Here is a 22,916-nt window from a genome sequence, read left to right as displayed (position 1 = left end):
TAGTATTTAAAAGTTTAAAAATAAATTTAGTGGAAATTTTGCAAAGAGCCTATGCTTTTGCTAAAAAATTTTGGTAGGAAGATTGCACAGAAACTGTGCCATCTGACAGGATTTTTTCTAAATTTAGAAATTCGATTTGATTTACTGATGCCGGATCAAAGTCTTTCTGAACTCTCACATAATTTTCAGTGAAGCCAAACATTTTTCCGTCTTTATCTTCATGCTCCCAAAGTACAGGAAGCGTTTTTCCAAGCTGAGTCTGGTAAAATGCCATTTTCTTCTTTTCAGAAAGAATTCTCAGCATTTTATTACGTTTTTTTCTCTCCGGTATAGGCACTACTCCTTCCATTGCGGTAGCCTCTGTATTTTCTCTTTCAGAATAAGTAAATACGTGAAGATAGGTAATAGGAAGTTCGTTAAGGAAATTATAGGTTTCCATAAATCTTTCCTCTGTTTCACCCGGGAATCCCACAATAACATCTACTCCGATGGCAGCATCGGGCATCACCTCGCGGATCTTGCTTACTCTATCGTTGTATAGTTTAGTCAGATAACGGCGTTTCATTTTTTTCAACAAATCATCGCTTCCTGATTGTAATGGAATATGGAAATGAGGAACAAAACTTCTGCTTTTCGAAACCAGATCAATACTTTCGTCCTTCAAAAGATTCGGTTCAATAGAAGAAATACGGATTCTTTCAATACCTTCTACTTTGTCCAGCTCTGAAATGAGATCCAGAAAAGTATGCTCATGTCTCTTGTTTCCGAACTCACCTTTTCCGTAGTCTCCGATATTTACACCTGTAAGAACAATTTCTTTAATATCTCTTGCTGCAATCTCTGTAGCATTCTTAAGAACATTTTCGATGGTATCGGAACGGGAAATCCCCCTTGCTAAAGGAATAGTACAGTACGTGCATTTGTAATCACAACCATCCTGCACTTTAAGAAAAGCTCTGGTTCTATCACCGATAGAATAGCTTCCGATAAAAAAATCAGTTTCTTCAATTTCGCATGAATGCACGATACCTTCGTGGTCTGTTTTTGCTAAATCGTCAAGATAGCTTAGAATATTAAACTTCTCTTTTGCTCCCAAGACAAGATCAACTCCCTCAATCTGGGAAATTTCTTCAGGCTTTAATTGGGCATAGCAACCTACAATAACGACCAAACCTTCCGGGTTGGCTTTCATTGCTCTTTTTACATGAAGTTTACATTCACGGTCAGCATTTTCGGTTACCGAACATGTATTGATAACATAAACGTTTGCTTTCTCATCAAAACTCACCTTATCATAACCTGCATCTGTTAATTGACGGGCAATAGTAGATGTTTCTGCAAAGTTTAATTTGCAGCCAAGTGTATGATACGCGGCAGTTCTTTGAAAAGTAGACATGTGTTACTCCTGAATTTTATGGGTGCAAAGATAGTAATTTTAATAAGAACTCAAGATTGATTCAATCTATTGCTTGTATTCGTCCCTTACTTCCGGACTGTTCTGAAAGCATACCGGTGATGAATTCGACTCCGCCTCTTTTGCAGAAAATTTATTTTTCATCTCAGTATTAAACTCCTGGGATTTGTTTCTGGCAATAGAGAGAGTCTTCCAGTCATCATTTTTCATCATTTTAGCGATATAAATAATCTGTCCGATGTGGTAAGGATAGTGAGCCAGCTGTCGGAAAACCGCGTCCAATACAGAATGTTCCTGCCCTCTGATGTAAATTGTTGACTGAATATTTTCGTCATTAATTTGGTCCAAAGCATCAAACAAACATTTCCAACCTTTTTCCCAATAGTCCAGAACTTGTCCTTTTGTTGTAAAAGTGTTGATAAATTCTTCATCACGATGGCGCCAGGACTTCTCTCCGTCTTCGGTTAAAAAATTCGTCCATCTTGACAACATATTTCCGGCAATATGCTTTACAATGATTGCTATAGAATTGCTTTCCTCATTATACTGCCAGAAAATCTGTTCGTCGGATAACTGATCAAAAGCTTTATCACCAAGGGATTTATAATATTCAAAACGTTTTATAAACAGCTCTTTCATTTTTTCTATTTTGCTTACTAAATTAATTTTTTTTAAAATAATAAAACCACTCTTGTGAAGTAGTTTTATCTATGTAGTTCAGTTGATATTTACAATTATTCCCTGTTTTTAACGAGAACCCAACCTGTAAATTTGACAGGTGTACTGTTTTTGTTATTCTCATTCCAGGTTACAGAATACCAATATGTTCCTGTAGGAACTCTCCTTCCTCCCTGAGTACCATCCCATTTGTAACCGCTTAACCTGTCTAATTGATGAATCTTATTTCCATACCGATCAAAAATAGTCATTATAAGATTTTGCTTACCGGCTAATGCAGAATAATCAATCACATCATTGATACCATCTGCATTTGGAGTAACCACGTTGACCAGATTAGGAACAACAATTCCGATTTCTATAGGATCACAATCATAAGAATCCTTTACAAATATTGTATGATCTCCTCTTGCCACATTATTGAAAACATTGGAATCCTGCCAGGTTACATTATCGATAGAATATTTGTAAGGCGGCGTTCCTCCTATTACAGAGACAGTAACGGTATTGCTGGAAATTTCAATAGCAGAGACAACCGGCTGTTCAGAGGAATATACTTTTACAGGCTGCGTTACCACGCATTCTCCGGTCTTAAGCTTTACCCAATATGATCCAATTCCCACCTTAATAGTCTGCGTGGTAGCTCCTGTACTCCACTCATAGCTTTTGAATCCCGGACCTGCATCCAAAGTGGTCTGATCTTCGGCACAAATGATTTTATCCTTAAGAATATTGGAATACACCGGTGCTATAACGACCAAAGTAATTTTCGCTATGTTGTAACATCCCTGAGCATTGGAAACTCTTACGTAGACCACTCCGTTAGGAGCAATGTAATTGTTTGAAGTTATAATTTCATTAGTTTGGTTGATGGCATCAGTCACTGAAGGATAATATTTTTTACCAGGATTCACAGGGTTTGTGACGGAGGCATTTCCCAGGTTAAAAGATGCGGTTGACGGATTGGTTGCAATTGAACATTCTCTTAGTGTTGCCTCATTCACCGCAACTACCGGATGGAATTTTAAAGTAATCTGAGCAATTGCTTTGCATCCAAATTCAGAAATTACATTCACATAGATCGTTCCTTCTGCAGAGATAAATGCTGAAGGTGTCGTAATTTCATTGATACCTGCATTAAGATCAGCCATACTCTGATAATATTTTTTTGTCACGCCAGGGCTGGTTCCCAGATCGGCGGTTGTAAGATCAAACAGCGCAGTTCCTGCATTGTTATTGTTACATTGAGTGAGCGTTGCATTTTTTGCGGTAATCGAACCGTCTTTGAATTTAAACATCCCAATTTGTTTACACTTATTGAGCGGATTATTAGGATTCCCCGGGTCTGTATAATTGATGCTATAATAAAAAACGGTGGTTGTATTAACCGTTCTTGGCGCTGTAATAGGATTATTACCTGTTAATGCATCATTCTGACTTGTATGATAGCTCACCCCAAAACTTGGGTTCCCGTTGAGAATACTTGCTGACAATGTAGAAAAGTCGAATAACTCTGTTGCTCCACAAATAACCACTTCACGAGGATCAGCAGGATTAGCTGCAGGAATCCCAGGTGGAATAAACGGATTAATCTGAATATTCGGATCTGTAAACGGAGAGGCAAGAGTAGCTGTTCCGCCCCAGGTTAGAGAAAACGGAGCTGTAACACTACTGGTACTGCTCACCCAGTTGTCTATAAATAAATAGTAGGTTTCTCCGGGCAAAACATCCATATATTTACAGTACGGTGTAAAAGAACCTCCTAATGCATTGGTAATTGTACTGGTCATATTCAAACCTGTAGCTGCCCCAACACCAATCACTGTGGCGGCATTACATCGTATTGGAGAACCGAGGCTCCCACAGCTTACATTCGGACCAAAAATCGCCCAGTCATAATCGGCATCCTGATTATTAGGAATAAGATCAAAAGTAAGCGTTCCTCCGGTAGCAATTGTAATTTTATACCAAATAGAATTGTGTTCTCCTGTAAAATCTATGCAGCTTCCCGAGTTTACCAGTTCTTTGACATCACCGTATCCATTAGGGCTATATGTAATATTTGAGTTTCCACAGACGGCCAGTGCAGTGACGCAATCTTGCTGAGAATAAAATGAATGTGATATACACAAGAAAATGAAGAGTAAAAATTTTCTCATAGATATATATTTTGGTTAAATTAGTTATAAACCAGATAGATATCCAGTTTATATCAAATATACCTATAATTTAATTACAAACAATAAAATTCATATAATTTTGAAATATTCAAAATCAATACAGCAAATCATTAAAAAATACCGCATCAAATCAGCTTTATTTTATACTTGTAATATTACCACAAAGATTCTCAAGGTGAAAAATCTTATGAAACGGACTTTTAACTTCTTGCAAATGCTCTTTATCCTGAATGAAAGTATACCTTGAAGCTATTGAGTTCATATCTGAAACAATTACCAGCCAGCACTCATCTACTGAAGTATCATAATAGGGAAACTTTTCGTTTTTCTTTTCTATGAGCTCCAAAATCTTATCGGAGCAGAGTTCATCAAAGAGGTTCATATTATATTCGTGGGTAATAAAAACGTTTCTGCGGTGAGAAGATTTTCTGATGCTTTTTACACATCCGATCGGTTTATTTTTTTTGATACTTTTATAAATATTAATGATATTCTCTTCCTGAACTTCCAGATTATCAAACTTTACATTAGGGTGGAATTCTAAAAAATAAACACCACGATATTTCGTAGTGTCTTCTTGTTCTAATAGTATTTCTGCCTGACGGAACATTTTGTTTAAAGTGCTTTCCACCTTTTTCATTTCCAGATGGTTAATCACTTCGGTGAGTTCTATTCCGATTTTCTTGTCGTTTAATTTTGCGATAAAGTCTGGACTTTCGCAGGTAAGGTTTTCAAATTTCACTTCGGGGAAATGATGCATAAAAGAGTTGAGAAGCAAGATCTCTGACTTCTTTCTGTATTTTTCGCGATCATGAAGCGGAGATTCGTCTATGGTACGGTGATACTTTTCTATGGGCTTTTTTTTCAAATGCCTGTTCAGGTAATATAAACTTAAATTCTTAATCAGATCTTCATCAGAAAATGTCTTTTTCATGTGTGATTTTTTTATTTAATTACGAACACATGCATCCAATGGCTTTCATCATTAAAAGTTTTTGATAATCAAAAATTTACACATTTAAAGATAGGTAAAAAAAGCATTCAATAGTCACTTTTGTGATTTATTTATCAAATAATTAATGTTCAGTTTATTTTCATAATTAATACCTTTGTTCCTTCTAACACAAACCCAAATTATGGATTTCAGGAATTTTAAAATACCTTATCACATCAATCCCCAATATTCAAAGAAAACAGTTTATTTCTCGATGGAGTTTGCCCTTGAGCAGGTTCTTAAAATCTATTCCGGCGGACTGGGGTTCCTTGCAGGATCACATATGAGAAGTGCTTATAACCTGAAACAGGATCTTATCGGGATCGGTATTCTCTGGAAGTTTGGATATTATGACCAGGCAAGAAATCACGACCAGACCTTACAACCGGTTTGGACCCGAAAAATGTACAGTTTTCTTGAAGACACCGGAATAAAGTTTCAGATTGAGATTCACAGTGCTCCGGTTTGGGTAAAAGTTTGGTATCTGGATCCGGAAATTTTCAATACAGCTCCCATGTTTTTCCTTTCTACAGATGTTCCTGAAAATGATCATGTGTCCAAAACGATCTGTCATAAGCTGTATGATGCTAATGAATCCACAAAGCTTGCCCAGTACATTTTATTAGGAAAAGGAGGTGCAAAATTACTGGATGAGATGAATATTGAACGAGAAGCCTATCATCTTAATGAAGCTCACGGCCTTCCTGCAGCATTTTATTTGTTGAAAAAGTACAACGGAGATCTTAATCAGGTCAAAGAAAAGCTGGTTTTTACCACTCACACTCCGGAAGAAGCAGGCAACGAAAAACATAATCTGAAATTATGTTATGATATGTCCTATTTCTCAGGATACAGCATGGATGAAATAAAAAGTATTGAAGGTAATGATGATGACCGTTTCAATCATTCTCTTTGTGCTTTGAAAATGGCAAGAAAAGCCAATGGTGTTTCCCAGCTTCACGGTATTGTTTCCCGCACTATGTGGAGCAAATATCCCGGAATCTGTGAAATTACTTCGATTACCAATGCCCAGGAATTTAAATACTGGGCTGATAAACCTCTTTACAATGCAAAGGATGAAAATGACGAAACGGTTTTTGATTATCGTAAAAAGCATTTAAAGAAAAAATTATTCAGCATTGTGGCTGATCAAACAGGAAATTTATTTAATCCCAATATCTTCACTATTGTCTGGGCCAGACGATTTGCGGGTTACAAACGTGCAGAACTTCTTTTGCATGATAAAGACAGGTTCTACAGGCTTTTGAATCATTCAAAATATCCTGTACAGATTATCTGGGCCGGTAAGCCTTACCCTATGGATTATTCAGCGATTTCTACTTTTAATACTCTGGTCGAAGAAAGTAAAAATCATAAGAATATGGCTGTACTCACCGGGTACGAGTTATCATTAAGCAAATCTCTAAAGCAAGGTTCAGATCTATGGTTAAACAATCCAAGAGTTCCACGGGAAGCCTCCGGAACTTCAGGAATGAGTGCCGCAATGAACGGCTCTGTCAATTTATCTACTGATGATGGCTGGATCCCTGAATTTGCCAATCATGGAGAAAACTCTTTTGTCGTTCCAAAGGCAGATTATCTCAACATGAGTATCTATGAACAGGACAATTATGATTTAAATAAATTATACGAAATCCTTGAAAATGAAATCCTTCCTACGTATTATGATAACCCTGATCGATGGAGAAAAATTCAGCATAATGCTATGAATGATGTAAAAGATCAGTTTAATAGCGATAGAATGGCTGATGAATACTACAAAGTTCTTTATAATGAATAATTTTTCATTATAAATCACCAATATATTAAAGACATAAAAAATCCGTGAAGAAATTCTTTCACGGATTTTTGGTTTTTATTATTAACTTTTTTTCTTTGCAGGTACCTTTAATCCTTTTTCTTTAGCTTCAGAAATACCGATGGCTATGGCTTGTTTTCTGCTTGTCACTTTTTTACCGGAAGAAGATTTTAGTTTTCCTTCCTTAAATTCGTGCATTACTTTTCCTACTTTGTCCTGAGCTTTTTCTGAATATTTCGTCTTGCTCATGATATTTTTTTTAAGATTTTGGCAGGGATACCCCTAGTTCATAAACTCTGGCATGTTTCAAATATTTTGAACGCTCTCTTGAAGTAACCGATTGAAACTGATCATTTTTAAGAACAATAATCGGGTCTTCTATATTTTCGATTTCAAAATTGGCAAAATACCTTTCATCCGGGCTTGTTTTATCATTTTTCGCCTTTATTTTCTGTAGTTCTTCAGCGTATTTTCTGAATCCGGGATCAGATGAATGGATAAATTTATATTCATCGCCTGCATACACATAGTAATGAAGTTTTTTTTCTATCAAACCAGCTTCATCTGTAATTTCCGGGTTATCATTTCCATCTTTGAATCCTACTTCCACCAAAGCTCCGCCTTTTTTGGCCGCACAGTCTTCTGCATCTTTAAAGCTTGAAAAACCTGTAAAAACGACATGATCGTTCAATACGTAACGGTTAAGTTTCTGGTTGTATGCATTCGTTTCCATAATTATTATTTGATTTGATTATACTTAATGATATTCAATTTTTTTGCCAAATCGCTTATTTGAAAAGCTTTTTTACACATTTTAATAAAATTGTTATCTTTGAAATTGATTAATGCTAGAAATGAAAAAACTACTCTTAACTCTTACAATGGTAGCTGCCATTCATAATTTGTCAGCTCAGGAAATTACTTTAGATAAAATATATTCAGGATATTACCGTGGCAAGAGCATTGCCGGCATCACCTCTATGAAAAACGGTGATAATTATCTTGTTATTGAACCAACAGGAATTGCAAAATATTCTTACAAAACATCTCAGAAAGAAGGCAATCTTGTGGATGGGAAATTTGAAAGTTATATTTTTTCTGATGATGAATCTAAAATTCTTTTACAGGTAGGCAGCCAGCCTATTTACAGACATTCTTTCTTAGGAAAATTTGATGTAAAGGATTTAAAATCAGGAAAAGTAATCAGTCTGAACGAAGGAAAACCTGTACAGGAACCAAGTTTTTCACCCGATGCTACAAAAGTAGCCTTCATTGTGGATAATAACTTGTTTTATCAGGATTTAACATCAGGAAAAATTACACAAATTACTGCTGATGGTAAGAAAAACTCAATACTAAATGGTTTAGCAGACTGGGTATATGAAGAGGAGTTCGGGCATGCAAAGCAATATGAATGGACAAAAAATTCTGATGCAATTGTATTTGTAAAATCTGATGAAGCACAGGTTCCGGAAATTTATATTCCGATCTATGGAAAAAATCTTTATCCGGTAGAAATGCGTTATAAATATCCTAAAGCAGGAGAAAAAAACTCTGTAGTTTCGGCTCAGCTGTATCGTCTTGATAATGGAAAAACGATGCAACTTAACCTGGGATCTTTCAAAAATTATTATATCCCGAATGTTTTTCAAACTGCAAAGCCGGATGAAATTGTTTTGATTACTTCGGAGAGAATTCAGAATGCTTCAGACATTTTAAAAGTCAATACAAAAACAGGGGCTGTTCAGAAACTGTTCACTGAAACAGATGAAAAATGGATTGAAACAGACAGTCCGACTCTGGAATTTCTGGAAGATGATTCATTCCTTTGGGCTTCTGAAAGAGATGGAAACCGTCATTTATACTGGTATGATAAAGACGGTAAGTTGAAGAAACAAATTACAAAAGGTAATTGGGAAGTAACAGATTATTATGGTTTCAATCCGAAATCTAAGGAAATCTATGTTCAAACCACTGAAAAAGGAAGCATCAACAAAGTAGTTTCTAAAGTTAATATTGAAAGTGGAAAATCTCAGCTGATTTCTAATGGAGAAGGAAATAATGCTGCCAATTTCAGCAAAAACTATAATTATTTCATCGAAACATCTTCTACCGCTTCAAGGCCTTACACTTATGTTTTGAAAGACGGAAATGGTAAAACGGTAAAAGAGCTTCAGAATAATAACGATCAGCTGCAAAAACTTAAAGCTGATAATTTTTCTGAAAAAGAATTCATTACAATTCCTAATGCTGTTGGTGATCAGATGAATGCATGGATTATAAAGCCTAAAAACTTTGATCCTAATAAAAAATATCCATTATTTATGTTTCAATATTCTGGGCCTGGCTCACAGCAGGTTGCCAATTCATGGGACAATGGAAATGCAATGTGGTTCAACCACCTTGTACAAAAAGGATATATCGTTGCTTGTGTAGATGGGCGTGGAACTGGGTATAAAGGAGCAAAGTATAAGAAAGTAACCTATATGAACCTTGGAAAATATGAGATTGAGGATCAGATTACTGCTGCAAAATGGTTCGGAAATCAATCTTATATAGACAAAAGCAGAATCGGAATGTTCGGATGGAGCTTCGGAGGATATATGACCAGCTTAGCTATGACTAAAGGGGCAGATGTTTTCAAAGCAGGAATTGCTGTTGCTCCTGTAACCAACTGGAGATATTATGATTCTGTGTACACAGAGAGATTCATGAGAACTCCTCAGGAAAATCCGGATGGATATGATAAAAATTCACCCACAGAATATGCTAATCTATTAAAAGGTAAGTTCCTGTTAATCCATGGAACTGCTGATGATAACGTACATTTCCAAAACTCTATGGAATTTTCTGAAGCTTTGATTCAAAATAAAAAACAATTTGAATTCATGGCTTATCCGGACAAAAACCACGGAATTTATGGTGGACAAACAAGACCACAATTGTATCAGAAAATGACGGATTTTATTTTAGAGAATTTATAAAATTATATATTTAAAATAAATTAAGAACCCTTTCAGAATTTGAAAGGGTTCTTTTCATTATACATACACATTCACATCCACTAAGGATATTTCACTGCTTTATCTAATTCTATAGGGTTATTAAAGGATTTTATCTTTTTCCGCTCTCTAGCTTCAGATGGCTTTAATTCTTCTTTTGAGAGAACAGTTCCGTCATCCAGCAATAGTTTCTTTCCTTCTGGAATCGTTAATGCTCCATTAAATGCATATTTAAAGGGATTGGAATAGAGGTCTAACCTTAATTTACTTAATTCTTTCTGAGTAACGGGAATTGCTCTGGGGATATAATTATTTAATGAATTACGTTTATAATCATCAGGAATTTTTTCACTCTTAATAACATTAAAATAATAATTCTTTTTGGTATCGTACAGTTCCATAATCAATCCCGGCAATCCACTAAACTTATAAGGCCCGTAAGGCATTGGAATATCTTTAGTAAACCATGCGATCCAATTTCTTCCTCCAAATTGAGCGGTAGCTTTTTGAAGCCGGAAATTATTGGAAACTTTTATACTATCCGTAATATTCCATTGTTGTCTGGCTTCTTCAGGTATTTTATAAAAGTTTACATCCCCAATATATTCATAGTTTTGATAGACATCACTATTGTTCTTTTTGACAAGAAATGAAGTCAGCCTACCAGGTATATATTGCCCGGTAACACTGAATATTGAATCATTAATATAATTCAGTCTGTTATAGTAGGCTATATCTTCTTTTGTGACATCCAGATAGTAGTTTTCCCTGGTAATCTGCTTTGAAGTGGAATCTTTCTTGTATTTCATCTCATAGATGAACCTGTTGTTCTGGGGAAAAAATAGTACCGTTCCCAGCAATATAAATAATAAGTTTTTCATAAATGTGTTTAATATTCTGACAAAATAAAAATACAATTACTTTACTTATCCTTCAACCAATCAATTTCAATAATATTATTGTCTTTTTTTATTCTTTCTTTTCTGAGGTTTTCTATTAATCTCATATGTTCCAGTCTTTCTTCTTCTGATTCATAATATATGTCTCCACTCAAAGTCTTCTGTCTAAATTCCTTAGTTGGGTCTTTACGGTATTCTTTATAAAATTTAACGAAATCAGTATAGGTAAAGCTTCTTGATTTCTTTTTTTCATTAATTATGGTTGGAATATAGCTATCTTTTATTTTTTGTATGCCTATAAGTTGAAAGCAGTGAGAGTTTGATGCATCTTTGATCTCAACAATGAGACCTGGCAAACCTTTGAATTTATAAGGTCCATCATTAAACGGAATTTCTTCTGTGAACCAAGCTGTCCATTTTCTTCCAGCAAAATCTAATTCTGCCTTCTGACATTCATAACTTCCAATCATCTTTTTTTCAGTGGAAAGCACCCAATTTAATGATCTATCATCAGAAATAACAAATTTATACGAAGTCGAAAATTCATCTGTTATTATACTGGTTTTAAAATCTGGATATTTTTTAATAATAATAGATCTGGTATTAATATTTTCATCCGGCATTGTCATAATTCCTTTTTTAGCATCTTCCTTCATAATAGAATCAGAAATTATTTTTTTTTGACTAATAAAAACAGATCTATCCTTATCAATCTCTAAAATCATATTTTCATTGATAATATGATTTTTATTAAGGGTATCAGGTATAGACGTATAGCTATATGTAAAACGATATTGTTGAGCAGAAATAAGTGAAACACTACAAAAAACAAAAATTAACACATATTGGAAACTATACATATATTTAATTTTAGTAAAAAACACCCTAAAATAGACTTAGGGTGCTTTGTTTTTAACAAGCTACAGGATAAGACCCTGTGGAACATACAGGTTTAGTTTTTATCTTAACACAGCTACTACATGAATCACTGTTATTAGAACAGCACTTATAGTAACCTGCTCCACTTTCGTCACTTGTGATTTCATCATCAGCCACGGAACCACCTGCGATAATTTTCAAATCGTTTCTCGAAAGTCTTTTTAAATTTTTCATAACAAATGTTTTTTAATTATTTCGTCACTATTGACACCATCGAAACTAGAAAACAAATATCACGTTGAAGAGAAATATTATTGCATATTTTATGTACAAGTGCTTATCTGCAATACATACGATAGTTGTACACGTTTATTTTATTAAGAAAAAAAGGCCGTAGAGTTAAAATTTTATATTTATTTCATGAATCGTTTATGAAAGGATTATTTATTTTATCAATTGAAATTAAAAAGCTAATTTTGGGAAATTTGAAAATTGATTATATGAAGACTAAACATCCTAAAGGCCTGCCCTTCCTCTTTTTTACAGAAATGTGGGAACGTTTCGGGTACTACCTGATTCTTGGAATCTTTGTTCTGTATGTTATTGAGCCTACCGGCATGAAAGGTGGACTTGGACTGCCTGATAAAACTGCTGATGACATTTTCGGAACATATATTGCACTTACTTACCTGACTCCTTTCATTGGAGGTTTTTTGGCAGACAGAGTTTTAGGATACATCAAATCTATTTATCTCGGAGGTTTTTTAATGGCTGCCGGGTATATAGGAATGGGAGTTTTCAAAGATTTGCCGCTGTTTTACGGTTCTTTGGCTTTAATTATTATCGGAAACGGTTTCTTTAAGCCTACTATTTCTACACTATTGGGGAATCTTTATTCAGAAGAACCTTATAAAGCCAATAAAGACTCAGGATATAACATCTTCTATATGGGGATTAATATCGGAGCCTTTATCTGTAATATTATTGCTGCTTTTATGCGTAATAAATTTGGCTGGGGAGAAGCGTTCATTACTGCCGGAGTTGGGATGTTAATCGGTATGGTTATTTTTACTATCGGAAGAAAACATTATATCCACGCTGCACAGATGAAGCCTGTACAGGAAGGTGATACAAAGCTTTCTGAAATTATGCTTAAAGTATTTGTTCCTGCTATTATTGCCGGAGCCATCGGTTGGTTTATTCCTAACAATATTTTTGGAAGTGACAGTACAGATGCCTTTATTTTTGCATGTGTTCCTGTTATTTACTTTTATGCGTCTCTTTATTTTAAAGCGAAACCCGATGAAAAAGCATCTATTGGTGCATTACTTTCTGTATTTCTGATCAGTATGTTCTTTTGGGCTGTTTTCAAACAGAATGGTACTGCTTTAACAAGATGGGCCAATTATTATACAGACAGAAGTGTTCCTGCTTCACTTGAAAAACCATTGGAAGGAATTTATATGGTTGACGGGAAAAGTTATGAGAACAAAGAGACTCCTGTTTACGACAATCAATTCAGGTCTCAAAAAGATGACAACGGAGATACCAGGAAGGAAACCGGTAAAGATGTTTATTTTAAAAATATATCTGCTGAGCAACGTGCTGCTTTAGAGAAAAATCCGGAAAGTAAGGTATACCTGTACAATACGGAACTTTTCCAATCTATTAATCCGTTCTGGGTAATTGCGCTTACTCCTGTTATTGTTGGATTCTGGGCACTTCTACGAAGAAAAGGAAAAGAACCTTTAACCCCTACAAAAATTGTACTGGGTCTATTCATTTCAGGTTTATCCTGTCTGGTAATGGTTTTAGCAGTAATGGCGGGAGATAATGGGGCTGTGAAAGTTTCTCCGCTCTGGTTGGTTGCCAGCTACGGAGTGATCACAATTGGGGAATTATGTCTTTCTCCGATGGGACTTTCTTTTGTTTCCAAGCTTTCACCGGCAAGGATTACGGCATTGATGATGGGAGGATTTTTCTTAGCGAACTCTGTGGGAAATAAACTTTCGGGAATTCTGGCCAGTACCTGGTACAGCTATGAAAACAAAACAAATTATTTTCTTGTTAATTTCGCTTTGTTAATATTTGCTACACTTTTAGGCCTTTCAATGTTAAAAAGATTAAATAAAATCATGAAAGAAAAAGGGCATTAATCCTTAATATTATAACGAATATCAAGCTGCGGAATCGTTCCGCAGCTTTTTTATTTAAAAATAAAATTAAAACCTTGCCAAAAACCCAAAATAAACTATATTTGTCAGTCTTAACAAAAATTAACAATAGAAATGGATAATATTGAAGCATTGAGTCCGAAACCGGATGAATTTGTAGAGAATAAGGGCTCCAGACATCCAAAGGGATTATGGGTTCTTTTCGGAACGGAAATGTGGGAGCGTTTCAACTTTTATGGAATGAGAGCGTTGCTTACCTTGTTTATGGTAAACTCCTTATTAATAAAAGAAGCTGATGCAGCTATTATCTACGGTGGATTTTTGGCTTTATGTTATTTAACACCACTTTTAGGAGGCTTTATTGCTGATAAATACATCGGAAACAGATTTGCAATTATCGTAGGAGGATCCCTTATGGCAATCGGTCAGTTTTTATTATTCATCAGTGCCTCAACTTTCTCTGCAGACATTAGCAGTGCCAAGCTTATTATGTGGTTGGCGTTATTCGTTATCATTTTCGGTAATGGATTTTTCAAACCGAATATTTCTTCAATGGTGGGAAGTCTTTATCCAAAGCAGGAGAAATCCAAGCTGGATTCTGCATTCACCATTTTCTATATGGGGATCAACATCGGAGCTTTCTTAGGTCAGTTTATCTGTCCTTACGTAGGAGATGTAAAAGATGCAACCACTGGAGTAAGAGATATCTTTGCCTTCAAATGGGGATTCTTAGCCGCTTCAATCGCGATGGTTATCGGAACGGTAACATTCTTTATTCTTAAAAATAAATATGTAGTAACTCCTGAAGGAAGACCTATCGGTGGGTTACCGAAAAATAATTCAACGGCAGATTTTGAAGAGGGAGAATCTCAAACAGCAAAATTCTCAGGGGCATTTTTAGGGGCAACTGTGGGTATATTTGTTGTTTTATTCTTTGCATTCAGGTATTTACTTGTAGGGGAACTAGGATTCAATTCTGTGGAAATGGGCCAAATGATTAAAGGAATTATTTATCCTTTCATCTATGCAGCCGGTATTTCCTTAGCATTCCTTATTATGTCTTCTGCTGAAAATAAGGTTGAAAGACAAAGAATCTGGGTAATTTATATTGTTTCATTCTTCATTATCTTCTTCTGGGCAGCTTTTGAACAAGCTGGATCCTCATTAACGTTTATTGCGGATAACCAGACTGACAGAAATATTTTTGGATGGAACATGCCTCCTTCAATGGTTCAGATTTTCAACGGTATCTTCGTTGTTCTGCTTGCTGTTCCTTTCAGTTTATGTTGGGATAAGCTTAGAGCAAAAGGAAAAGAACCGGTATCTCCGTTCAAACAAGCGATGGGATTAGCTTTAATTGCTCTTTCTTATTTCATCATCGCACACAACGTAAAAGATCTGGGAAATTCAGGTTTATTAGCGATCAAATGGTTGATGCTTCTATACTTTATCCAAACTTGTGGTGAGCTTTGTTTATCTCCAATCGGACTATCTTTGGTTGGTAAATTAGCCCCAAAAAGATTTGCTTCATTATTATACGGTGTTTTCTTTATTTCCAATGCTGCCGGATATGCATTAGCAGGTTCATTGGGAGCTCTTATCCCTGCTACAGGTGATAAATTTAAAAAAGCACAGGAAATTGGAGTAAACTTACAGGATGTTTTAGATAAAAAAGTAATTCTGACAGCTGATCAGATTGCTGCATTTGAAAAAGCTCAACTTCCATTACACAACCCTACTTTTGCAGGATTTGAAATTCATAATTTATTTGAATTCTTCATGGTATTCGTTGTTCTTTGTGGAATTGCTTCGGTAATTTTAGGTCTGCTTTCGCCGATATTAAAGAAAATGATGCACGGTGTAAACTAAGGCATTAACAAAATATAAATAAACCTCTGCTAAGTCGGAGGTTTTTTTTATTTTCGTACGATGGAAATTTCCGAAGATTCTTTATTCCAATCCGTAAAGGAAATCATTAAACAGTCGCGCGAAAAGGTTTTTCGAATAGCGAATTCTACATTACTGCTTACCTATTGGCAGATTGGAAAACTTATTGTTGAAAATGAACAACAAGGAAAAGAACGCGCTGAATACGGAAAATATACTTTAAAGAATCTTTCTCAGAAGCTTAGCTTAGAGTTTGGAAAAGGCTTTGATTATACAAATCTTTCCAATATGCGCAAGTTTTACATTGCTTTTCCAATTGTTGACACATTGTCTCAACAATTGAGTTGGTCTCATTACCGATTACTTTCCGGTCAGGACGATAAGGACAAAAGAAAATATTACCTGAATGAAGCAGTACAAAACAACTGGAATGTAAGAGACTTAAAAAGACAAATCAGTTCTCTAGCCTACGAAAGAGTTTTAAAACATAAACAATCTCCCACTGAAAGCATTCACAGTGTTTTAAAAGATCCTTATATTTTTGAGTTTCTGGGTTTAAAAGCCGATGAAAAGTTTTCAGAAAAAGAAATTGAATCCGCCATAATAGATCATATTCAGAAATTCTTACTGGAATTTGGAAAAGGATTCGCTTTTGTAGCAAGACAACAACATGTTTCCACCGATACATCAGACTTTTATATAGACCTGGTGTTCTACAATTACATTCTAAAATGTTTTGTCATCATCGATTTAAAAACCGGCGAACTTTCTCATCAGGATATCGGGCAGATTGATATGTATGTAAGAATGTATGATGATCTGAAACGAGGTGAAGGAGACAATCCAACAATCGGTATTTTACTTTGTTCTGAAAAGGATGAAACCATTGTAAAATATTCGGTACTCAATGATAAAAACAATTTATTTGCCAGCAAATACCTGCTGTACCTCCCAAAAGAAGAAGAATTAAAACAGATTATTGATCAGGACAGAATTCGTTTTGAACTGGATCAGGATAATAAAAACCCTTAATTAAAACAATCATATATCATTATGAGCTTAACTTTAGATGAAATACAAAATTTCAAAGGAAAATACCCCAGACAAATCTGGAGTCTGTTTTTCTCTGAAATGTGGGAACGTTTCTGTTTCTACGGAATGCGTGGAATGCTGGTTTTCTTTATGATCTCACAGCTTAATTTCCACGAAAAAGAAGCCAACCTTCAATATGGTGCCACCCAGGCCTTTGTATATGCCTTTACCTTTGTAGGTGGTCTTTTTGCCGATAAAATTTTAGGATTCAGAAAATCCCTGTTTTGGGGTGGACTTCTGATGATCCTTGGAAGTTTAATTCTGGCAACAGATCCTCATAAATTCTTTTTCCTTGGAATTGCATTTACTGTAGTAGGGACAGGTTTCTTCAAACCTAATATTTCATCTATGGTAGGTCAGCTTTATAAACCTAATGATTCAAGAGCAGATGCAGGTTTTTCCCTGTTTTATGCAGGAATTAACCTTGGAGCATTACTAGGAGGTTACCTATGTATTGCTATTGGTAAAGGGGAATTTTTAGGAAATATGATTGCTGAAGAAATGAGATGGCACATTGCCTTTGGATTAGCTTCAGTGGTGATGGTTATCAGCTTAATCAACTTTGTATTTACACAAAGAAGATTGGGAACTATTGGTTTACAACCGGGGCATCCATTAGCAGAAACTAAAAGTGCACCTATTCCAAAATGGAAAGAATATGGGGTGTATGTACTGTCTTTAATTTTCATTCCAATCATTATGACAATGGTTGCCAAGACTGAATATACAGATTATTTTATGTGGACTATCGGACCATTAACATTGATCTATTTATTCTATGAAATGTCTAAAGTAACGGCCGCTGAGCGTAAAAAACTTTGGGCTGCATTGGTATTCATCATCTTCTCCATTATATTCTGGGGAATTTATGAGCAAAGTGGAGGTTCATTAAGTATTTTCGCTGCGAAAAACCTTAATAAAGACCTTTTCGGACTGGATCCAAATGGGGTGAATAACTCTGGAGGAGCCTTCTTTATTATCTTCCTTGCTCCATTAGTTGGGCTTCTTTGGATATGGTTGAACAAAAGAAAAATTGAACCGAATACGATCATTAAATTCGGATTAGGATTTATCTTCTTAGGAGCTGGATATTATGTTTTATTTGCTACCCGATTATTCGCCGACTTACAGGGAGTTACTTCATTGAACTTCTTTACACTGGCGTTATTAATTATTACGCTTGGAGAATTATGCCTCTCTCCTATCGGGTTATCCATTATGACAAAACTTTCCACCAAAAATCTTCAGGGAATGATGATGGGAATGTGGTTTCTTGCTTCAGCGTATGGCCAGTATGTGGCAGGAATCATTGGTGCAAGTCTTGCAACAGCAAAAACAGGCTCTACCAATTATGATGAACTTATCACTTATACCGATGGATATAAACAATTGGGATTGTATGCGATAATTGCCGGAGTGGTATTAATTTTGATATCTCCGTTCGTGAAAAAATTAATGCAGGATGTAAAATAAAAAATAAGTAATTATGCTTATTTTTACATAAATATCAAATTATGAAGAAAATTTTAAGCATAGCGCTCTTACTTATATTAAATTTTACATTCGCTCAGGTAAAGTGGATGACTATTGATGAAGCCTTAAAAGCTCAAAAAGAAAATCCAAAAAAAATTCTTATTGATTTCTACGCAGATTGGTGTGGCCCATGTAAGATTATGGATAAAAAAACATACGGACATCCCGTTCTCGCTCAGATTTTAAATGAAAATTATTATCCTGTGAAATTCAATGCAGAAGAAAAAAAATCATTTGAGATTTTTGGAAGAACGTTTTCCAATCCTGATACAGAGCAGAGAAAAGGAAAAAACTCTCTACATGAATTTACTCAATATATGAATGTAGGAGCGGTTCCAAGCACTGTTTTTCTGGATGAACACGGTGATCCGATTACCATCTTGCAGGGAGAATTATCAGCAAAGGAACTGGAACCTTATCTTGAATTGATTTCGAAAAACCTTTTTAAAAAGATTCGAACCAGAGAACAATGGGAAGATTACCAGAAAAAATTTAAATCTAAGATTAAAGATTAACCAGCAATCCTGAGTAGGATTTCTATATAAAGTATGAAGACTTTCAATTTTTTTTGGAAGTCTTTTTTATTTTACCGAAATTCGAACCTTTGTTTTTTCACTCAAAAATTCCCGAATTTCAGATAGCAAATGACGTTAGATACCTCGATAGAATATGTAAAAGGAATAGGTCCGGAAAGAGCCAAACTCATCAAGAGTGTGTTGGGATTATCCACTGTAGAAGATATGCTCAACTTCTATCCTATTCGTTATCTGGACAAAAGTAAAGTCTACAAAGTATCTCAACTGCATGAAGAAAGCAGTCAGGAGATCCAGTTTAAAGGGAGAATTACTCAGGTACAGGAAATTCAGACCGGAAAAACCAAGAGACTATCTGCGAAATTCAATGATGAAACCGGCAGTATGGACCTGGTATGGTTTCAGTATTCAAAGTGGCTGAAAGAGCAGCTTCCCATCAATCAAGAGGTTTATATCTTTGGAAAAATCAATGTTTTCAACCGTCAGTTTTCTATGCCGCATCCGGAAATTGAAGCAGAGGAAAAGAAGGAGGGCGATATTCGTCTTAAACCGATTTATCCAAGTTCTGAAAAGCTGACCAAAAGAGGCCTGAATCAAAGGTTTTTTCAGAATGCTTTAAGAAATATCTGCAAAGAAATTCCGAACCTGATTGAGGAAAACTTCCCGGATTACCTGATGAAAACGTTCAAGTTTATGTCAAGACAACATGCTTTTCTAAACGTTCATTTTCCCAAAGATCAGGAACATTTTGATAAGGCTGATTTCAGATTAAAATTCGAAGAATCATTCTTTTTCCAACTAGGATATGGCTTGAAAAAACTTCATCATAAAACCCAGTCTTACGGCAATCCCTTCCCTATTATCGGGGATCACTTCAACGATTTTTATGAAAATCATCTTCCATTTGACCTTACCAATGCTCAGAAAAGGGTTTTAAAGGAAATCCGGATGGACATGAAAAAACCGATCCAGATGAACAGACTTTTACAGGGAGATGTTGGTTCGGGAAAAACAATGGTCGCTTTATTAACAATGTTGATCGCCATGGATAATGGGTTTCAGAGTTGCCTTATGGCACCTACGGAAATTCTTGCCCAGCAACATTACAACGGTATTAAAGAGTTATTAGAAAAAACAGGAATCAACATCAGGCTTCTGACCGGTTCCACCAAAACCGCAGAGAGGAGAATTATCCATGAAGAGCTTGAAAATGGTAGTCTTTCTATTTTGGTAGGTACCCACGCTGTCCTGGAAGATAAGGTTAAATTTAAAAACCTGGGACTAGCTATTATTGATGAACAGCATCGATTTGGAGTTGCACAGAGGGCCAAACTTTGGGCTAAGAATAAAATCCCACCTCATATCCTTGTGATGACTGCTACGCCTATTCCAAGAACACTGGCGATGAGTTTCTATTCCGATCTTGATGTTTCGGTGATCGATGAAATGCCTGTTGGTAGAAAACCGATTATAACGGCGCACAGACGTGAAAAGGACAGGCTTTATGTTTATAATTTCTGCAAGGATGAAATCAAAAAAGGAAGGCAGGTTTATTTTGTTTATCCGCTTATTGAAGAATCTGAAACCTTAGATTATAAGAATCTGGTAGAAGGATTAGAACATGTTATGGATTATTTTTCAGACTACAATGTTACCATGTTACATGGAAAAATGAAACCGGATGAAAAAGATGCGGCAATGTCTTATTTCGCCTCAGGGAAAGCTGAAATCATGGTAGCAACAACGGTTATTGAAGTTGGGGTAAATGTACCAAATGCCTCGGTCATGGTTATTGAAAGCTCCGAACGGTTTGGGCTTTCACAGCTTCACCAACTGAGAGGCCGTGTGGGAAGAGGAGCAGAGCAAAGCTATTGTATTTTAATGACCTCAGATAAGCTATCCAAAGAAAGCAGAACTCGCATCAAAACAATGACAGAAACCAATGATGGATTTAAAATTTCAGAGGTTGATATGCAGCTTCGTGGCCCCGGTGATATTCTGGGAACTCAGCAAAGCGGTGTTGTAGATTTTAAAAGGCTTGATCTCATCAATGACTCGGCTATTATAAAAACGACAAAAAATACGGTTGAAAAAATTCTCGAGGCAGATCCTATGCTGGCAAGACCGGACAATCTTATTATCAAAAATTATTATATTAAATACTACAAAGGGAAAAATAAATGGAGTAAAATTTCATAAAAAAACCGCAGAAAAATTTTTCCTGCGGCCCCCTTATAAAACTGTTATTTAGAAGAAATTACTTTTGGTCTGTTTAAAAAAATTTATTTTAATAGTCAGGCTTAATATTTTGTGATGTGGTGTGGTGTGAAAATATTTATATTGAATAAATACGTGTAAAGCCATAACTATTAAAATAAATTATAAAAAACAAAATGAATTATGTTTCCAACTTGCTTATTATAAAAACTAACTGTGTAAAGGTGGAGATGAGGGAATGAAACGAATAAAAAATATCTCCAACTACTTTCAAGTTTTCATGATTGTACCGTTTTGTTTAAAGATCTTCTATGCTTTATAGTCGGAAATTAATATAATTCATTTTGTAAACTAACATCGTGATTTATTAAATTCTTTGTTTGTAGAAACAATTACCTTTCATTCAATCTGTATTTTCGTATATAGTCGAATTTGTGTCATAGTTTATATTTACAAATGTCTGAATATTAAATGAGAATTTTTTTATATGATTTCAACTATTAGTTATAAAATTTTCACTTTTGTGTGAATAGTATGTAATAAATATCATCTCATTTTAAAAAAAAATGAAATTGTAAAATCATTTATTCATCATAGTTTGAGAATAAAATTATCTTTATTCAATCCTGAAGTATGGTACTGCCAATTAATAGTAATCACATCTGTAAGAACCTTCTTCAGACTCTTAAAATCCTCCGGTTTTCTTATGTAAATATTGGTTCCTTTTACAAAAATATCTTCAACCTCATCTTCACAAATCTGATCAGAAAATATGGCCGTCACCATATTGTTAAACTTTGGATTTGCTTTAAATTCTTCAATACATTCAACGCTATTTCTTCCAGCAATTGAATGTTGGATAAAAACTATTTCGGGCACCACTGCATCGTCATTATTCAAATATTCCATCAGACTATTTCCGTTGTCGAAACATTGAACTTTTATAGAGACTTTCAGCTCTTTGAATATATTTTTAAAAAAAATTAAGGTGTTTTCATCGTTATCTGCTACAATTACGTTCAGAAATTCTTTATTCATACTGCATTTTAGGATTTATTACCGTGCTTTGGATTCTTCTTCTTTTTCCTATGATCTTTTGAAACTGTGATGGAGTGATTCCTGTCGTATTTTTAAATTGTGTACTCAAATGTGCCACACTGGAGTAGTTCAGTTTGTGGGCAATTTCTGTGAGACTTTGCTTATTCCTTATAATCAATGCTTTTGAATGCTCGATTTTCTGAAGAATAATAAAATTCTCAATTGATGTATACGCTACTTCTGAAAACAGATTAGAAAGATATCCATAGCTGTGATTCAGTTTTTCAGAAATATAAATAGATGCTTTTACGGGAATGATCTCATCGGAAAACACAAGTTCTACAATGGCATCTTTTATTTTCTGTACAAGAGCCGTCTTTTGGCTTTCTATGATCTCAATCCCATAATCTCCAAGATTTTTCTTAAAAAGATTGTGTTGTTCCTGAGTAAAGGGTTCATAGAATTCAACCTCACCGAAGTTCAGCAACCGGTATTTCAACCCGTGCTCCTTGAGTTTTTCGTCCAATACCTTTTTACAAAGGGCATTGAAATCAAATTTTACGTACATTTTCATCCT

19 protein-coding genes are annotated in these 22,916 nt (G+C 35.1%); 8 read left to right on the top strand and 11 right to left on the bottom strand.

Going from position 1 to position 22,916, the window contains the following annotated elements; translation table 11 throughout:
* Positions 1–49 precede the first annotated feature (49 nt).
* From mtaB to EG342_RS10655, 4 genes are all read right to left on the bottom strand, one after another.
* A complete protein-coding gene (mtaB, locus tag EG342_RS10670; protein WP_103291081.1) occupies positions 50–1,396 on the bottom strand; it encodes a tRNA (N(6)-L-threonylcarbamoyladenosine(37)-C(2))-methylthiotransferase MtaB in 1,347 nt (448 codons plus the stop codon).
* A 66-nt stretch (positions 1,397–1,462) separates the two neighbouring features.
* A complete protein-coding gene (locus tag EG342_RS10665; protein WP_103291084.1) occupies positions 1,463–2,053 on the bottom strand; it encodes a DUF1572 family protein in 591 nt (196 codons plus the stop codon).
* Between the two features lie 95 nt (positions 2,054–2,148).
* The gene (locus tag EG342_RS10660) at positions 2,149–4,251 is read right to left on the bottom strand and encodes a T9SS type B sorting domain-containing protein (RefSeq protein ID WP_103291087.1); all 2,103 of its coding nucleotides are present in this window, start codon (positions 4,249–4,251) and stop codon (positions 2,149–2,151) included.
* Between the two features lie 157 nt (positions 4,252–4,408).
* A complete protein-coding gene (locus tag EG342_RS10655; protein ID WP_103291090.1) occupies positions 4,409–5,206 on the bottom strand; it encodes a hypothetical protein in 798 nt (265 codons plus the stop codon).
* A 202-nt stretch (positions 5,207–5,408) separates the two neighbouring features.
* Between EG342_RS10655 and glgP the strand changes: the two genes are divergently transcribed.
* Positions 5,409–7,067 (top strand): alpha-glucan family phosphorylase, encoded by a 1,659-nt coding sequence (gene glgP / locus EG342_RS10650; RefSeq protein ID WP_103291093.1) that lies wholly within the window; start codon positions 5,409–5,411, stop codon positions 7,065–7,067.
* 81 nt (positions 7,068–7,148) lie between these two features.
* Here the strand turns inward: glgP and EG342_RS10645 are convergent, their stop codons facing one another.
* Positions 7,149–7,334 carry a DUF6496 domain-containing protein gene (locus tag EG342_RS10645; RefSeq protein ID WP_103291096.1) on the bottom strand — a complete coding sequence of 62 codons (186 nt, stop codon included), beginning with the start codon at positions 7,332–7,334 and terminating at the stop codon, positions 7,149–7,151.
* Between the two features lie 10 nt (positions 7,335–7,344).
* The gene (locus tag EG342_RS10640) at positions 7,345–7,818 is read right to left on the bottom strand and encodes a hypothetical protein (protein WP_103291099.1); all 474 of its coding nucleotides are present in this window, start codon (positions 7,816–7,818) and stop codon (positions 7,345–7,347) included.
* A gap of 121 nt (positions 7,819–7,939) precedes the next feature.
* Here EG342_RS10640 and EG342_RS10635 point away from each other — a divergent pair, with 121 nt between their 5' ends.
* Positions 7,940–10,069 (top strand): S9 family peptidase, encoded by a 2,130-nt coding sequence (locus EG342_RS10635; protein WP_103291102.1) that lies wholly within the window; start codon positions 7,940–7,942, stop codon positions 10,067–10,069.
* Positions 10,070–10,149: 80 nt separating this feature from the next.
* Here the strand turns inward: EG342_RS10635 and EG342_RS10630 are convergent, their stop codons facing one another.
* The 3 genes from EG342_RS10630 to EG342_RS10620 are packed head-to-tail and all read right to left on the bottom strand — an operon-like array spanning position 10,150 to position 12,099.
* Complete coding sequence (locus tag EG342_RS10630; protein WP_103291104.1) at positions 10,150–10,968, bottom strand: GLPGLI family protein; 819 nt, start codon at positions 10,966–10,968, stop codon at positions 10,150–10,152.
* 41 nt (positions 10,969–11,009) lie between these two features.
* Positions 11,010–11,846 (bottom strand): GLPGLI family protein, encoded by an 837-nt coding sequence (locus EG342_RS10625; protein ID WP_103291107.1) that lies wholly within the window; start codon positions 11,844–11,846, stop codon positions 11,010–11,012.
* Between the two features lie 52 nt (positions 11,847–11,898).
* The gene (locus tag EG342_RS10620) at positions 11,899–12,099 is read right to left on the bottom strand and encodes a bacteriocin-like protein (protein WP_103291109.1); all 201 of its coding nucleotides are present in this window, start codon (positions 12,097–12,099) and stop codon (positions 11,899–11,901) included.
* Between the two features lie 266 nt (positions 12,100–12,365).
* On the opposite strand from EG342_RS10620, the gene EG342_RS10615 reads away from it, so the two are divergent.
* The 6 genes from EG342_RS10615 (at position 12,366) to recG (ending at position 21,283) form a co-directional block, all read left to right on the top strand.
* Positions 12,366–14,021: a peptide MFS transporter gene (locus EG342_RS10615; protein ID WP_103291711.1), complete on the top strand. Its 1,656-nt coding sequence runs from the start codon at positions 12,366–12,368 to the stop codon at positions 14,019–14,021.
* 132 nt (positions 14,022–14,153) lie between these two features.
* Positions 14,154–15,908, top strand: a complete 1,755-nt coding sequence (locus tag EG342_RS10610) for a peptide MFS transporter (RefSeq protein ID WP_103291112.1) — start codon at positions 14,154–14,156, stop codon at positions 15,906–15,908.
* Positions 15,909–15,968: 60 nt separating this feature from the next.
* On the top strand, positions 15,969–16,958 hold the full coding sequence (locus EG342_RS10605) for a PDDEXK nuclease domain-containing protein (protein ID WP_103291114.1): 990 nt from the start codon (positions 15,969–15,971) through the stop codon (positions 16,956–16,958).
* A gap of 21 nt (positions 16,959–16,979) precedes the next feature.
* Positions 16,980–18,491, top strand: coding sequence for a peptide MFS transporter (locus tag EG342_RS10600; RefSeq protein ID WP_103291115.1), 1,512 nt, complete (start codon positions 16,980–16,982; stop codon positions 18,489–18,491).
* Positions 18,492–18,532: 41 nt separating this feature from the next.
* Complete coding sequence (locus tag EG342_RS10595; RefSeq protein WP_103291117.1) at positions 18,533–19,066, top strand: thioredoxin family protein; 534 nt, start codon at positions 18,533–18,535, stop codon at positions 19,064–19,066.
* 129 nt (positions 19,067–19,195) lie between these two features.
* The gene (recG, locus tag EG342_RS10590) at positions 19,196–21,283 is read left to right on the top strand and encodes an ATP-dependent DNA helicase RecG (RefSeq protein ID WP_103291120.1); all 2,088 of its coding nucleotides are present in this window, start codon (positions 19,196–19,198) and stop codon (positions 21,281–21,283) included.
* Between the two features lie 609 nt (positions 21,284–21,892).
* On the opposite strand, the gene EG342_RS10585 is transcribed toward recG, so the two are convergent.
* Positions 21,893–22,339 (bottom strand): response regulator, encoded by a 447-nt coding sequence (locus tag EG342_RS10585; RefSeq protein WP_103291122.1) that lies wholly within the window; start codon positions 22,337–22,339, stop codon positions 21,893–21,895.
* Positions 22,332–22,913 (bottom strand): helix-turn-helix domain-containing protein, encoded by a 582-nt coding sequence (locus EG342_RS10580; RefSeq protein WP_103291125.1) that lies wholly within the window; start codon positions 22,911–22,913, stop codon positions 22,332–22,334. The genes EG342_RS10585 and EG342_RS10580 overlap by 8 nt, the downstream gene beginning before the upstream one ends.
* Between the last annotated feature and the right edge of the window lie 3 nt (positions 22,914–22,916).

The organism is Chryseobacterium lactis (assembly GCF_003815875.1).
Lineage (GTDB): Bacteria > Bacteroidota > Bacteroidia > Flavobacteriales > Weeksellaceae > Chryseobacterium > Chryseobacterium lactis.
This window is presented reverse-complemented; position numbering and strand designations above follow the sequence as displayed.